Consider the following 13,137-nt stretch of genomic DNA (forward strand, 5'->3'; position numbering starts at 1 on the left):
GGCCCTTGCGGACCGCCGTCGGGTTGTGACTGGCGTGTGGTCAGCTGTCCTTCGCCAGCAAGGTGAGCAACAGCCGGCAGGCGCTGGGCACCGGTTGGATGATGGCGACGGAGGTGGACTCGGCAAGTCGCCGGGCGGTGGCACTGAGCGGGCCACCGGCGATGATCACCGCGTCCGCACCATCCTTCTCCGATGCCGCAGACACAGCATGGGCCAGTTCCCGGTACTGCCTTTCGGGATCGGCCGCCAGGACCAGGGGCTCGGACTCCGTCAAGCGAACACCGGCAAAGGACTCTTGGAACCCGTGGGCTGCCACCAGTTTGCCCAGTGCCTCCACCAGCAACGGTGTGCTCGTTGCCATGGCGAAACGGCGAAGGTGCCCGTCGGGGTGGTGGGCGGCGGCATGGAGGGAACCCTGCCCGATCCCGACCACGGGAATCTCCAGCTCCCGGTCCAGTTGCTCACGCCCGGGATCGCCGATTGCCGCCACAATCACTGCGGCGACCCTGCCGCCGTCGGGTCCTGAAAGGTAGCCGTGGGCTGCTTCCCTGACGTGTTCCGCGGACTCGGCCAGACTCTCCGGGTCCACGATCATGGAGGGTCCGGCGGCTGCGGTGATTCCGGTGACCCGGATGCCGTGTGACGCGAGAGTCTCCGCGGCGAGGTCCACCATCATGGCGGTGGTGTTGCTGTTGGTGTTCGGATTGATCAGCAGGACTGTTTTGTCCCTCGGCGCGTGACTGTCAGTGCCCATAGATGGCAGCCTCCTCGTCCTCGTTCGGTTCGGCGTCTTCTTCCAAGGGCTTGCCGAAGGTTTCCGGTGGGAACTGGACCACGACCGCCAGGACAATGAACAAGACTGCCAGTGTGGTGAACATCCCCGGCAGTCCGGCCGAATCGAAGACAGCCCCTGAAATGAGCGGGAACAAGCCGCCGGAAAGGGAACCCGCGGCCAGGATGATGGACGTTCCGAACCCGCGGGTGCGGGTGGGGTAGAGCTCCGGAGCGAACAGCCAAATAGTGGTGTTAAGGATGATCACGGAGAAGTTGAAGAGCACCCCGAAGATCACAATGAGCACGATGTCGCTGGCCAGGAAAGCCATGGACAGGCCGGACAGGCAGCCCAGGATCGCAGCCGATGTCAGGACCTTTTTCCGAGGCAGCCGGCTGGCGAGGTATGCGGCAGTGCAGGCGCCCAGCAAGGAACCTGATTGCATGATCAGCGTGAACCACAAGCTGGTGTTCACGGCGTAACCCCGGGACACCAGGATGGTTGGCATGAGCGTCAGCATGGAGATCTGGGCGGCGTAGGACATGCAGACGGCGATGCACAGCAGGACCGTGCGCTTGAGGAGCTTGCCGCGGAGTGCGTCCTTCCAATGGCCGGACGTCTTCACCACCACGGGGTCGGGGACTGCGGTGATATAGGTTTCGGGATCGGTGACGGGGCCGGAGAGCTTGTTGCGTGCCAGCCGGGTGATGACCAGGTTCGCTTCGTCGATCTTTCCTTGCGAGGCCAGGAAGCGGGGCGTTTCCGGAACGTAGCGACGGAAGAACATCACCAGCAGTGCGGGGATGAACAGAAGGCCGAACACCCAGCGCCACTTGTCCGGGCCGTCGAAGAGGGTGAAGACGAGGATGCCGAAGGCCGGTGCCAGCATGTTGCCCAAGCCGGCAGCGGTGACGTTGATCAGGCCAACCGCCGTGCCACGGTGTTTGGCAGCGAAGAACTCCGCCATCATGATCACGGCTACCGCGATTTCGCCGCCCAATCCGAAGCCGACGATGAAGCGTCCCACCGCCAGGATGGGATAGTTGGGGGCCACCGCGCAGAGCAACGAGCCTCCGGCGAAGATGATGAGGTTGATGACCAGCATGTGGCGCCGGCCGTATTTGTCGACGATCAGGCCCGTCGCCAGCCGTCCGAGTGCGGTTGCCGTAAACGTCATTGTGTTCAGCAAGCCGATTTCGGTGGCGCCCAATCCCCAGGACTGGCGAAGGATGGGGCCGGTGATGCCTACGGCATTTTGTTCAAGGGCGTCGAAGAAGACACCCAGCAGGATCATGAAGACGATCTGGCGGTGCGCGCCGGTCACCCCGATTCGCTGATACGCGCCTTCGATTTGTTGTGCCAGGGATCCGGTCCGCGGTGTTGCAGCCTCCTGGGCATGGTCTTTTTCCACAGTGCGCTCCTTACTGAGCTCTGAAGGGGTTCCGTCATACGGAATGCGAATATCGCATGAGGGAATGTGATGGAGATTACACTTTGGGATACCAGAAGGCCATAGCTGCCGTGTAAACAGAATGTGACCGGATCCTCAGCGGTGGCTTTGATGTGGTGGACTATTGACCCCCATTGGATGACCCACACAGCAAATTCATCCAAAAAGGGTTGATTTAGGGCCCTTCAGTGGTCGAAAGAGAGCAGTAAGGCTCACTCCTGACGCTACTCAGGCTCACCAAGGGGCGGTCCTGATCCGAGGGCCGATCGCAGCGTAGTATGCCATCGCGAACCAGCGGCCCGAACCAGTGGCCCGAACCAGTGCGTCCCGTTTCTGCTGGATCATTCGCTTGTTCCCTCTGAAGATCCCCGGATTACCGGGGACAGCGTCGGGGCGATGACGAATGATCCAGCAGAACTGCACCTGCCACGAATCTCAGCGGCGGCCGGGACCTTGCGCCTGGGGGTACTGGCCCGCGGTCACGGTGCCCTGTTCCTCTGCGCCGTCGATGGAGCCCGTGGTCACTCCGGCTTTCGCCTCGGAGCTGCCGCCCGTGTACACCGTGTACGTGGCACCGTCGGTGATCGCGGAAGAGGAGAACACCAGGGATGCGATGGTCTTGGTGGTCACGAACGTCGCCACCACGGCTCCCGACGAGTCCACAATGTGCACGGGAGTACCTGCGGCAACGGAAGAATCGAAGGTCAACTGAACGCCGGACTGCCTGGACGACGTTCCCGGGGTAACGGCCATTCCGGCGCTTCCCGCAGCAGCCACGGTGCCGCCGGTGACCGTCAGTTCACCGTTCACATCCAGTGCGCCGTTGCCGTCGTTGGTGGGCCCGTTAACCACCACCGTTCCACCGGAGATAGTGGCATTTCCGTTGGAGTCCAAGCCATCGCCCTGCGCATCGATGGTGAGAGTTCCGCCCGACACCTCAACGGTGTAGTCGCCAACGGTCTCGCCGCCGCCCATACCTCCTCCGCCCATACCGCCGCCGCCCATGCCAGCGCCGGTGTCAGTACTGGTCGACGACCCGCCGGATGCGTTCACGCCGTCGTCGTTGGAAGTGACCGCCACGTCACCGCCGGAGATCACGATGTGCTGCGCTTCCAGCCCCTCTTCGGACTCGGCCACGGTGACCGTTCCGCCGGTGACGGTCAGCGTGTTGAACGCTTTGACGCCGTCGTCGCCGGCGTTGACAGTGAGGGCGCCGCCGCTGACCATGAGCCAGCCTCGGCCCTCGTCCGTTTCATTGTCGGCCTTCACACCGTCACCGCCAGCGGTCACCTGGTAGGCGCCGTCCAGGAGCACCGTGTAGTCCTTGCCGCGGATGCCGTCGTCCACTGCATCCACCGTGACCTTGCCCGATGCCAGCACTAGGCCGTCCTTGGAAACGATGCCGTCGTTGAACTTCCCGTTGACGGCAAGGGAGCCCGTGCCAGCGATGGTCAGGTCGGCCATGGAATAGAGGGCTGCGTTGGGTGCGTCCTCACCTTGGTCCGAGTGCGCGGTGGCGTCGGTCAGCGTGTTGGTGCTGCCATCCTCCAGGTACACGATCGCTTCGTCGGCGCCCTGCACCACGAACGGCGAGCCCGTGGAGTTGCCCAGTTCCACCCCATCCAGGACGATGCGCACGGTGTCCGAATCTCCGGCGGCTACCACGATTTGGCCGTCGCTGAGCGAACCGCTGAGACGGTAGGTGCCGGCCGCGCTGATGGTGACGGTGTTTCCGTCAACCGCCACACCTGTGGAGGACGACGACGTCACTCTACTGCCGCCGTCGGACAGGCTGATTGCCACTTCAGCAGCGGTGTCCCAGCTGAGGTCGTCGCTGTCGTAGTGGGTGTCGTCCTCGATGGTGGCGGCCGTGACGGCTTGCTGCGTAGTTGTGGTGGACGTGCCCGTAGCGCCCGTTGACGTAGAGCTGGTGGCGGCGGTGGAGCAGCCGGCCAAGGAGATGGCCAGGGCGACGGCGGCAACGGACAGGGCTGTGCGGAAGGAGCGCATGGTGATTCCTTAGCTTTGGGGGAGTTGGTTGACGGGGCGCAGGGGCATGCGGCGCCGAAGTGTTTGGTTCCAGCGGTTGGCCGGCAGTTCGGGATGGAGTGCGGCCATGCCGGTGGCGAACTTGGAGATGCGGCACGGCCGGACGCCGTTGGCCCAGAGGTGCCGGTCCAGTGGGCCGGGAGCAGAGCCGGATTTGGTCTCCACCACCACCGCGTCATCAAGGACCCAGGGCTGGCCGTCCCGGCGTTGCCAGGTGACTTCCGAATCGATGGTGGCCCGGCTTCCCGATTCGGGAAGGTACAGGGTGGTGCGGTCGTAGCGCGTGGACAGGACGGGCTCCAGCGGACCGAACGGCACTTCGCCGATCGCTGCGCAGAGGGTCTCATTGACGTAGGCCAGCCCTTCGTCCGTCAGCCGGTCGCGGTCGCACAGTTCATACGGGATGCGTTCCTTGACGGTGGCTTCGCGGGCGCCTTCGGTCTTGACCTCCAGGAAGCTCACTGCGCTGTCCACGTAGGTTCGTGTGCGGATCTTGAAGCGTCGGCGCCGGCCATGGGCTGCCAGCATGTAGCTGTCCAAGTCGGGGGTATCGAAGTACACGGAGTCGTACGCGAAGGTGCGCGTGCCGTCCATGTCCAGGACGCGTGCCTCCGTGCTGAAAGTGGAGAGGACCCGCCGAGCCGTTGCCGAGGGAACCAGGTACTTGCGGTCAACCCGGGTCAGCAACGCGGCTTCGGTGGTGAGTTCTTCAAGCCCGACGGCGGGGAGCTGGCTCAGTTGCGGCATGATCGGTGGGGCGTCGGCGCGGTTCATGCGACACCGGCCGAGGTGGGCACGGACTGCTGCGGTGCCGGCTGGGATGGCAGTTCCTGTGGTGCCGGGGAGAGCGCGCCGGCCGGCTGGTTGAAGCCAAGCTGTGAGTGCCGTGGCTGTGACGGGTCCCGGTGGAAGGGCCGGACCGCATACCGGACATCCACGATCGTCTTGTCGTTGACCATATCCAGTTCCTGGATGGTTGCCGAGTGGACGGTACCGTTGAGGACTTCCTCAAGGCGGGCGTAGAGCTCGGGTTCGTTGTTGATGGCACGGTCCAGCACCACGGTCTGGTGACGGTAGGCCGGGAGGACCCTGGGATTGTCGCCCACGAACATCACCAACAGCACCAGGGCCAGGAGGGACAAGGTCAGCCACAGCGGTTCCACGCCGATGCCTGCGATGAGGCCGAGCGCCAGCGCTGAGAAGTAGTAGGCCACCTCATGCTGGGCGAGTTCCGTGGACCGGAGCCGGATGATGGAGAGAACGCCGAACAGGCCCAGTCCCAGTCCCACGCCCGCTGCCGAACCGGACAACGCCGTGGCCACCGCCAGGACTCCCACGTTCATGCCGAGGTAGGAAACCACCAGGTCGCGGCGCCGGTGCCGGCGGAGGTAGAGGGCCAGGGTCAGGACGGTGATGGCGGCCAGGTCTGCCGCTATGAGGATGATGGTGTTCATCAGTTGCTCCGGAATCTCTTGGGGGATTGGTCTCCACTTTTCCCGGTCGGGCTGTGCTGAAACTGTGCCGGGACCAAGGCTGGGATATGTGTTTCAGGGGCCTGCGGTGCCGCGGCACGGGCCTTGCGGACGAACAGGAATCGCTGCTGCACGGCATAGCTGATACCCAGCAACGTCACCTCGGTGACCACCTTGGCTACCACGTCCGGAACAGCGGCGGACGTCAGAGCCCACATCGCGCCGTAGTTGGCCGACAAGAGCACCATCACCAGCGCCACATAGCCCGTGGCAGCGGAGCGCAATGACGTGTCATTGCCATGTTCAAAGACCAGCCGGCGGTTGACCATGAAGTTCACTGAGGCGCTGACCACGCGGGCGCCCACCACCGCCAAGAGCAGCGAATCCGTGAAGGCGCTGAGGAGCAGGAACAGGACCGTGTCCACCATGAAGGCTGTTAATGACGAGCCCAGGAACTTCAGCAGCGGCGCATAGATCCGGACGGAATCGGCCACGGGACGGAAGTGCGATCCCGAGTTGTGGTCCAGGTAGACCGTGGCGATCTCCACGGTAGCGATGCCGTAGCCGGCTTGCTTCGCTTCGAGCAGCAGGTTCAACTCGTACTCGTAGCGTTGGCCCCGGACAGTCAGCAACCACGGAAGCATCTCCGCCGGGTAGCCTCGCAAACCCGTTTGGGTGTCCGTGACCCGTTGCCCGGTCGCCAGCCTGAACAGCGCACGCGTCACCGTATTGCCGAATTTGCTCCGGGCCGGGACGTTTCCCGTGAAGTTCCTGCACCCCAGCACCATGGCCGCGGTGACTCCACGGACCCGGTCGGCGACGGCCAGGATGTCCGCCACGCCGTGCTGCCCGTCGCTGTCGGCGCACACAACGTCATGGCCCGGGAACCGCTCGGTGATGAAGGCAAAGCCGCTCTTGAGGGCGTGGCCCTTGCCGCCGTTCACGGCGTAACTGAGCACATGGCACCCAAAGCGGGTGGCGGCGTCGAACGTGTCCTGGTACTCCGGGCCGGAACCGTCGTCCACCACCACGATGGTGACCCACGGGTCGGCTTCCCGGAGGGTGCGGACAAGGGTTATGAGCTGGTGGTCCGGCTCGTAAGCCGGTATCAGGATGATCATGACTGGGCGATGTAGAGGATGTCCGAGGTGCCGCGCTCTTTGTTGTCGCCGAGCGGATTGTTCACCAGGGACCCGTTGAAGTACATGGTGGAAGAACCGCCGCCATCGATGTTGTAGGCGGTGGTGGCGCCAAGGTCCTTCATGATCTGGGCCAGGTCCGTCATGGTGATGCCGGCGCTATAGCCGGGGCTGCGGCCATCCACCACCACGAACACCAGATGGTTCCGGTCGATGACGCCCACGGCCGTGCGGGGCTGTTCGCCCTGGATGGAGTGGTTGCCGAAGTTCGTATCTACCTCAACGTCCTCGATGCCCGACGCGACCTCGCCGCTGTCCAGCAATGAAGGCCCGAACGAGAGCGTATTCCACACACCGTCGGCGATCAGCTGGTCAGCAGTGGTGGTGGTTTCGTCGTAGACCTTGACAGTGCCGTCCTTGTAGAAGGCCAGGCCCTGCCGGGCGCCCTCGTCCCGGTACACCACACCGTTGCGGATCACGATGCCCGTGTCACGGAATCCGTAGTAGTCGCCGTTGATGGCGAAGATCGCGTTGTGGTCCTCGGCGATGGCGGAGGTGGTCTCCGTGATGTTCTCGCCGTACGTGTCCTCCGCGAACGCCGACTTCAGCGTGGTGGCGTCATCAAGCAAGACGTCGGCAACGTAATAGGTGACGGTGTCGTCGCCGCTGCCGGTTGTCACTGTGGAGACTGTGATGCCGGTTTCGCCCGAGGTGTACGAGGTATCGGTGACGACGGCACTGGCCGACGTGTCAGCGGAAGTCTCATCCGACGTCGTGGTTGTTTCGGCCTGGCTGGCCTCGTATTCCGAGACGTTGGTGATTTCTGCGTGCGGTATGACAAAGCGGTCCAAGGCCCAAGCGGCGGCACCACCGGCAGAGAGAGTGACCGCCAGAACGGCGGAGATCACGGCGCGCCGGGTCCGGCCGCCCTTACGGTGTTCAGTCTGTGGAGGAGTCATGCCTCATTTCTACGGAGCGAGGCTACGCCGGAGGTTTGCTCCACTTATGCGGGGGCTGTGAAGGTAGGGGCGACGGAAGGTTCAGTAGTGGCGGCGGTCGGCCTCCCGGGCTGCCTCTTCGATGCGATACCGGTGGGCTGCCCATTCTTCGGAGTTGCGGGCCGGAATGTTGGGATCGCCTGGTCGCTGCCCAGCCGTTCCGTCAATGAGTTCGCGGATGATGTCTGCGTGGCCTGCGTGCCGGGCTGTCTCGACGCACATGTGCACCAGGATCTGGTGGAGCGTCACGTTCTTCTTCTCCTCGGACCACCACGGCACTACGCCCGGTGCATCTAACGGGAGGGACTCGATGGTCTCATCGCTGTGCTTGGCGGAGAAGTGGTGCAGCTCCAGGATTTGCTCACGCGTCTCGGTTACCGGCACCCACATATCCGAATCCGGCTCCGCGTCCTCGGCCAGCCATGGCAGGTCGCGCCCGCTTGGCCGCCCAAAAGTCACGCCGAAGTAGTCCAGTTCCACGCTGGCAACGTGCTTCACAAGGCCCAGCAGGTTGGTTCCCGTGGGGGTCAATGGCCGGCGCGAATCGTACTCGCCAAGGCCGTCCAGTTTTCCGAGCAGGTCCGCCCTGCGGAGCCGCAAATAACCGAGCAACATCGCTTTGTCATCCATGGTGAGCACTCTACCGAAGGGGTCCTGCAACGACTTCGCCGCGAACCCGGGGCAGTCCGCGACAGTCGGGACGAAGCTCTTTTCATCAGTACCATTCTGGTACCATCGATGCATGGCCATGAACCTGCGCGTACCTGAAGACCTCGATCGACGGCTGGAGAAGTTGGCCGCAGAGGAACACACATCCAAGTCCGCGCTCCTGCTACAGGGGGCAGAGCTGGTTCTGCAGCGCCATGCGCGCCGACGCGAAATCAGCGAGGGCCTTGATTTCGTCATGAGTCATGATGCTGAGCTCCTGACGCGCCTTGAAGACGCGTGACAGCATACCTGGACATCGAGGATGCCCTTCAAGTCGTTGATCGGTACGGCTTCCATATCCGCGATGTCGGCCTGCTCGCCTCGGCTTTGGCCAGGCCGGCTACAACCGTCTTGGGCGCAGATGCCTATCCCGATCTTGCACTGAAGGCGGCTGCGCTGTTGGAGTCCGTCGCCCGGTTCCACCCACTCATTGATGGCAACAAGCGAACCGCATGGACACTCATGGTGCTGCTGCTTTGGGTCAACGGATATAAGCATGACTTCACCACAGATAAGGGCTTCAAGCTTGTGGTCGGTGTCGCCAGCGGCACCATCGAACTGCGGGATTCTGCCGCCGAAATCTCCCAACACCTGGTGCCACGTTAGTCGTACCGGGAATCAGCCGCCCGTACAGTCTCCCAAGCGACGCTCCCTAGGCAAAGCAGTGCAGAAAGCCCAACTGTTCGCCGCAGCCGGGGCCCGGGAGGTCGCGATGGCGGTCCCGCACGTTTTCGGCGACGTGGACGTGACAAGGTACTGCTTTATTCCTCTCTTCGGCATCGCGTTGACTTCAACCCAAGCCAGTGGCGGACCCGGCGAAGGACGTCGGACCCCGTCCCGCCACGAGTGTTAGGAGCAACTCCTTGTCACTTCAATTCCCCCGCAGGACCCTGCTCCAGGGTGCCGGCGCACTATCCCTGGCGGCAGTGGTCAGCTCGATGTTCGCACAGAACGCCTGGGCCGAGGCAGAACCGGGCGCAGCGGAGTTCGCAGCGCTGCGAAACCGTTGGGTGGACCAGATCACGGGCCGCAACGTCATCCAGGCCGGCGACCCCGACTTCGCCAAAGCCATCACCGCACTGAACAACAAAGCCGCAGACTCTCTGGCCAAGCTCAACACGTCGTCTGGCCGAACCTCGGTGTTCACGGACCTGTCCTTGGCCAAGGACGCAGAAATGGTCACCACCTACACCCGCCTGTCCCAACTGGCCACGGCCTGGGCCACCCCCACAGCGGCCGTGTTCGGGGACGCCGCGGTCCTTGCCGCCATCAAGGACGGCCTGGCCGATGCCAACTCCCTTTGCTACAACGACAGGAAGGAAGAGGTAGGAAACTGGTGGTCCTGGGAGATCGGCGTACCCCGGGCACTCGCCGACGCCATGGTGCTCCTGCACGCGGAATTGTCCGCAGCGGAGCGCACTGCCTACTGCGCGGCCATCGACCATTTTGTGCCCGACCCGTGGCTGCAGTTCCCGCCCAAGCGCGGCAAGATCACCTCCGTTGGCGCCAACCGCGTGGACCTGTGCCAGGGCATCATCGTCCGTTCCCTGGCCGGAGAAGACCCGGCCAAACTCAACCATGCAGTGGCCGGACTCAGCCAAGTGTGGCAGTACGTCACCAGCGGAGACGGAATCTTCCGCGATGGCTCGTTCATCCAACACAGCACTACCCCGTACACGGGCTCCTACGGAGTTGTCCTGCTCACCGGGCTGTCCAAGTTGTTCTCCTTGCTGGGAGGTACGGCGTTCGAAGTCTCCGACCCAACGCGCAGCATCTTTTTCGACGCCGTGGAGGGCTCGTTTGCGCCCGTCATGATCAACGGGGCCATGGCCGATGCCGTCCGAGGCAGGAGCATCAGCCGTGAGGCCAACACCGGCTATGACCTGGGGGCGTCGGCGATCGAGGCCATCCTGCTCCTGGCACGGGCCATGGATCCAGCGACGGCGGCCCGATGGCGGGGTTTGTGCGCGGGCTGGATTGCGCGCAATATCTATCGACCGATCCTCAACAGTGCGAGTGTGCCCAGGACGGCACTGGTCAAAGAACTCCAGGCCTCTGGTGTTGCCCCCGTGGCAGAAGCTACCGGCCACAAGCTTTTCCCTGCGATGGACCGCACCATGCACCGCGGACCGGGCTGGGCATTGTCGCTCTCCCTGTCCAGTAACCGCATTGCCTGGTACGAATGCGGCAACGGCGAGAACAACCGCGGCTATCACACCGGCTCCGGAATGACCTACTTCTACACGTCCGACCTCGGCCAGTACGACGACGCGTTCTGGGCCACGGCCAACTACAACCGCCTCCCCGGCATCACGGTGGACACCACTCCCTTGCCGGACAAGGTGGAGGGGGAGTGGGGCGCTGCCGTTCCCGCGAATGAGTGGAGCGGAGCCACCGCGCTGGGTGAGGTGGCCGCCGTCGGACAGCATCTGGTGGGGCCGGGCCGCTCGGGCCTAACCGCCCGGAAGTCCTGGTTTGTCAGCGGCGACGTCACCGTTTGCCTCGGCGCGGACATCAGCACTGCTTCGGGCGCCAAGGTGGAAACCATCGTCGACCACCGCAATCTCCACCAAGGCAGCAATACACTCACGACGGCGGCGGGCACCATCGCGGGAACGGCAGGCAACGTTGAGGTGCTGGGCGATGGGCGCTGGGTTCATCTGGAGGGATTCGGCGGGTACGCGATGCTCGATGATTCCCCGCTCCACGTGCTGCGGGAAACCCGGTCAGGCAGCTGGTCCGGGGTGAACATCAACGGCAGCGCCACGGTCCAGCAGCGCAACTTTGCCACCCTCTATGTGGACCACGGGGCCGGGCCTGTCACCGGCAGTTATGCGTACATGGTGGCGCCGGGGGCATCGGTGGACCTGACCCGGAAGCTGTTGCAGGGAAACAAGTACAGCGTGATCCGCAACGATGCTACGGCACAGTCCGTGGAGTTCAAGACCGCGAAGACCACGGCCGCAACGTTCTGGAAGCCCGGAATGGCGGGGGATCTTGGCGCATCGGGTCCTGCCTGCGTGGTGTTCTCCAGGCACGGGAATGAGCTGAGCCTGGCCGTCAGTGAGCCGACGCAGAAGGCTGCCGGCCTCACGCTGACCTTGCCGGAGGGAACGTGGTCCAGCGTCCTGGAAGGTGCCGGCACCCTGGGGACGGACGCCGACGGGCGGAGCACCCTGACGATCGATACCGCCGGGCTTAGCGGCCAGACAAAGCTCATCAAGCTCCGCCGCTAGAGCCTCGTTGTGGGGCCCGCTCTGCGCGCCATTTAGCCCCCGAAGGCCGCAGAGCGGGCCTCACAACGCTTCGCCCCGCAGGAGTCACGGACAACAATGCGTGGCCGCAACCGGATTTGGTACAACGGACATGCGTCACCTTCGGTCAGCCGACGCAGCAGGACATCGGCGGCCATGACGCCCAGCCTGTGCTTGGCGGGCGAAACCGCCGTGAGCGGTATCCGGGCGAGGTCAGCCATTTCGTCGTCATAGGAGACGAGGGCGAGGTCCTCGGGAACCCGAACCCCGTGCCTGGACGCGGCGCCTTCCAGCAGAGCGGCTTCCCGGTCTCCGAAGACCAACGCCGCCGTGGCACCACTGCCAGCCAGCAGCCCGAACATGTGCTCGGCCTGGTCGGCTTCCCACTCCGGCTTGGTTGCGCTGAACGCCATGCGCCCGTCGGTCTCCAACCCCAACGCCGTGATGGCAGCCGTATACCCTGCGATGACCGCAGCCTGCGTGGGATTGCTGCTGCGAGCGGCCTCGTTCGCGCGCGTGAGCAGCCCGATCTTTCGGTGACCCAGACGGTGGAGGTGCATGACGGCGTCGTACGCTCCGCCTTGGTGATCCGAGCAGACGTGTTCTGTGAGGTCGCCCGGCCCCAAGTCGTCCAGGCTCCGCTCCAGGAGGACAACCGGCACGGGAAGTGCCATGAGTTCGGCGACGCGCTGCTGGGGGTTTTCCAGACCCGTCAGCGTTGGCACCAGGATGAGGCCGTCCACTCCGGCATCCAGGAGGAATTGGATGCTGGCATTCTCGCGGGTGAAGTCGTAGTGGTACGTGGACAGTTGCAGGCTCGCGCCCCGGGCGGAGAGGTGTTCCTCGATCCCCTGGAGGACGCGCGGGTAGTACAGCTGCGTGTCCGGGAGCAGGACGCCGATGACGAACCTCGAGCGTTTCTGCGTGCGCTGGGGTGCAGCGACGAAGCTGCCGGCGCCCTGCCGCCTAACCACCAGCCCTTTGCCTACAAGGTCCTCGAAGGCCCTCCGCACCGTGGTCAGGGAAAGGCCGGTCTCTGCCGCGAGTTGCTGCTCGGTGGGGAGCTTGGTCCCCACGGCCCACGTCCCGGCGATGATGTCCCTGCGGAGGTCGTCGCTCAAGTCCTGGAACTTCAAGTTGGCCTTGGCGGTGTCGCGAAGAGCCGCTCCGCCGGAGTCCGGTTCCTGTTTCCTCTTTGGCATGATCCATCTCCAGCTGTGGACAGACGATTTCTCTTATCATGCACCACGATTTAGAGAGTATTCAGGGAGTAATTGTCAGATCCCGGGAGTATT

12 protein-coding genes are annotated in these 13,137 nt (G+C 64.0%); 3 read left to right on the top strand and 9 right to left on the bottom strand.

Annotated features, from left to right (window positions below; genetic code table 11):
- Nucleotides 1–40 precede the first annotated feature (40 nt).
- From ACR30Z_RS18540 to ACR30Z_RS18575, 8 genes are all read right to left on the bottom strand, one after another.
- The gene (locus ACR30Z_RS18540; RefSeq protein WP_434374120.1) at nucleotides 41–754 is read right to left on the bottom strand and encodes an aspartate/glutamate racemase family protein; all 714 of its coding nucleotides are present in this window, start codon (nucleotides 752–754) and stop codon (nucleotides 41–43) included.
- Nucleotides 744–2,183, bottom strand: a complete 1,440-nt coding sequence (locus tag ACR30Z_RS18545) for an MFS transporter (protein ID WP_434374122.1) — start codon at nucleotides 2,181–2,183, stop codon at nucleotides 744–746. The genes ACR30Z_RS18540 and ACR30Z_RS18545 overlap by 11 nt, the downstream gene beginning before the upstream one ends.
- Before the next feature lie 474 nt (nucleotides 2,184–2,657).
- On the bottom strand, nucleotides 2,658–4,232 hold the full coding sequence (locus tag ACR30Z_RS18550; protein WP_434374124.1) for a carbohydrate-binding domain-containing protein: 1,575 nt from the start codon (nucleotides 4,230–4,232) through the stop codon (nucleotides 2,658–2,660).
- Nucleotides 4,233–4,241: 9 nt separating this feature from the next.
- The gene (locus ACR30Z_RS18555; protein WP_434374126.1) at nucleotides 4,242–5,045 is read right to left on the bottom strand and encodes a polyphosphate polymerase domain-containing protein; all 804 of its coding nucleotides are present in this window, start codon (nucleotides 5,043–5,045) and stop codon (nucleotides 4,242–4,244) included.
- On the bottom strand, nucleotides 5,042–5,725 hold the full coding sequence (locus ACR30Z_RS18560; protein WP_434374128.1) for a DUF4956 domain-containing protein: 684 nt from the start codon (nucleotides 5,723–5,725) through the stop codon (nucleotides 5,042–5,044). Before ACR30Z_RS18560 ends, ACR30Z_RS18555 begins: the two co-directional genes overlap by 4 nt.
- Entirely contained in the window at nucleotides 5,725–6,864 is a 1,140-nt protein-coding gene (locus tag ACR30Z_RS18565) for a GtrA family protein (RefSeq protein ID WP_434374129.1), read from the bottom strand. The genes ACR30Z_RS18560 and ACR30Z_RS18565 overlap by 1 nt, the downstream gene beginning before the upstream one ends.
- Nucleotides 6,861–7,841: a phosphodiester glycosidase family protein gene (locus tag ACR30Z_RS18570; RefSeq protein ID WP_434374131.1), complete on the bottom strand. Its 981-nt coding sequence runs from the start codon at nucleotides 7,839–7,841 to the stop codon at nucleotides 6,861–6,863. Before ACR30Z_RS18570 ends, ACR30Z_RS18565 begins: the two co-directional genes overlap by 4 nt.
- Before the next feature lie 81 nt (nucleotides 7,842–7,922).
- A complete protein-coding gene (locus tag ACR30Z_RS18575; RefSeq protein WP_434374132.1) occupies nucleotides 7,923–8,510 on the bottom strand; it encodes a DinB family protein in 588 nt (195 codons plus the stop codon).
- Nucleotides 8,511–8,622: 112 nt separating this feature from the next.
- Between ACR30Z_RS18575 and ACR30Z_RS18580 the strand changes: the two genes are divergently transcribed.
- From ACR30Z_RS18580 to ACR30Z_RS18590, 3 genes are all read left to right on the top strand, one after another.
- Complete coding sequence (locus ACR30Z_RS18580) at nucleotides 8,623–8,829, top strand: ribbon-helix-helix protein, CopG family (protein WP_223941739.1); 207 nt, start codon at nucleotides 8,623–8,625, stop codon at nucleotides 8,827–8,829.
- Nucleotides 8,826–9,194, top strand: a complete 369-nt coding sequence (locus ACR30Z_RS18585; RefSeq protein WP_434374133.1) for a type II toxin-antitoxin system death-on-curing family toxin — start codon at nucleotides 8,826–8,828, stop codon at nucleotides 9,192–9,194. The genes ACR30Z_RS18580 and ACR30Z_RS18585 overlap by 4 nt, the downstream gene beginning before the upstream one ends.
- Before the next feature lie 257 nt (nucleotides 9,195–9,451).
- Nucleotides 9,452–11,824, top strand: coding sequence for a polysaccharide lyase 8 family protein (locus tag ACR30Z_RS18590; protein WP_434374135.1), 2,373 nt, complete (start codon nucleotides 9,452–9,454; stop codon nucleotides 11,822–11,824).
- 32 nt (nucleotides 11,825–11,856) lie between these two features.
- Here the strand turns inward: ACR30Z_RS18590 and ACR30Z_RS18595 are convergent, their stop codons facing one another.
- Nucleotides 11,857–13,044, bottom strand: coding sequence for a GntR family transcriptional regulator (locus ACR30Z_RS18595; RefSeq protein ID WP_144652943.1), 1,188 nt, complete (start codon nucleotides 13,042–13,044; stop codon nucleotides 11,857–11,859).
- Nucleotides 13,045–13,137: the final 93 nt, after the last annotated feature.

It is taken from the genome of Paenarthrobacter sp. FR1 (assembly GCF_051106045.1).
Lineage (GTDB): Bacteria > Actinomycetota > Actinomycetes > Actinomycetales > Micrococcaceae > Arthrobacter > Arthrobacter nitroguajacolicus_A.

Excerpts from the sequence above, each read along its gene's own strand:
- ACR30Z_RS18540 (WP_434374120.1), bottom strand. The coding sequence starts at position 754 with ATGGGCACTGACAGTCACGCGCCGAGGGACAAAACAGTCCTGCTGATC.
- ACR30Z_RS18550 (WP_434374124.1), bottom strand. The coding sequence starts at position 4,232 with ATGCGCTCCTTCCGCACAGCCCTGTCCGTTGCCGCCGTCGCCCTGGCC.
- ACR30Z_RS18555 (WP_434374126.1), bottom strand. The coding sequence starts at position 5,045 with ATGAACCGCGCCGACGCCCCACCGATCATGCCGCAACTGAGCCAGCTC.
- ACR30Z_RS18560 (WP_434374128.1), bottom strand. The coding sequence starts at position 5,725 with ATGAACACCATCATCCTCATAGCGGCAGACCTGGCCGCCATCACCGTC.
- ACR30Z_RS18565 (WP_434374129.1), bottom strand. The coding sequence starts at position 6,864 with ATGATCATCCTGATACCGGCTTACGAGCCGGACCACCAGCTCATAACC.
- ACR30Z_RS18570 (WP_434374131.1), bottom strand. The coding sequence starts at position 7,841 with ATGACTCCTCCACAGACTGAACACCGTAAGGGCGGCCGGACCCGGCGC.
- ACR30Z_RS18575 (WP_434374132.1), bottom strand. The coding sequence starts at position 8,510 with ATGGATGACAAAGCGATGTTGCTCGGTTATTTGCGGCTCCGCAGGGCG.
- ACR30Z_RS18580 (WP_223941739.1), top strand. The coding sequence starts at position 8,623 with ATGGCCATGAACCTGCGCGTACCTGAAGACCTCGATCGACGGCTGGAG.
- ACR30Z_RS18595 (WP_144652943.1), bottom strand. The coding sequence starts at position 13,044 with ATGCCAAAGAGGAAACAGGAACCGGACTCCGGCGGAGCGGCTCTTCGC.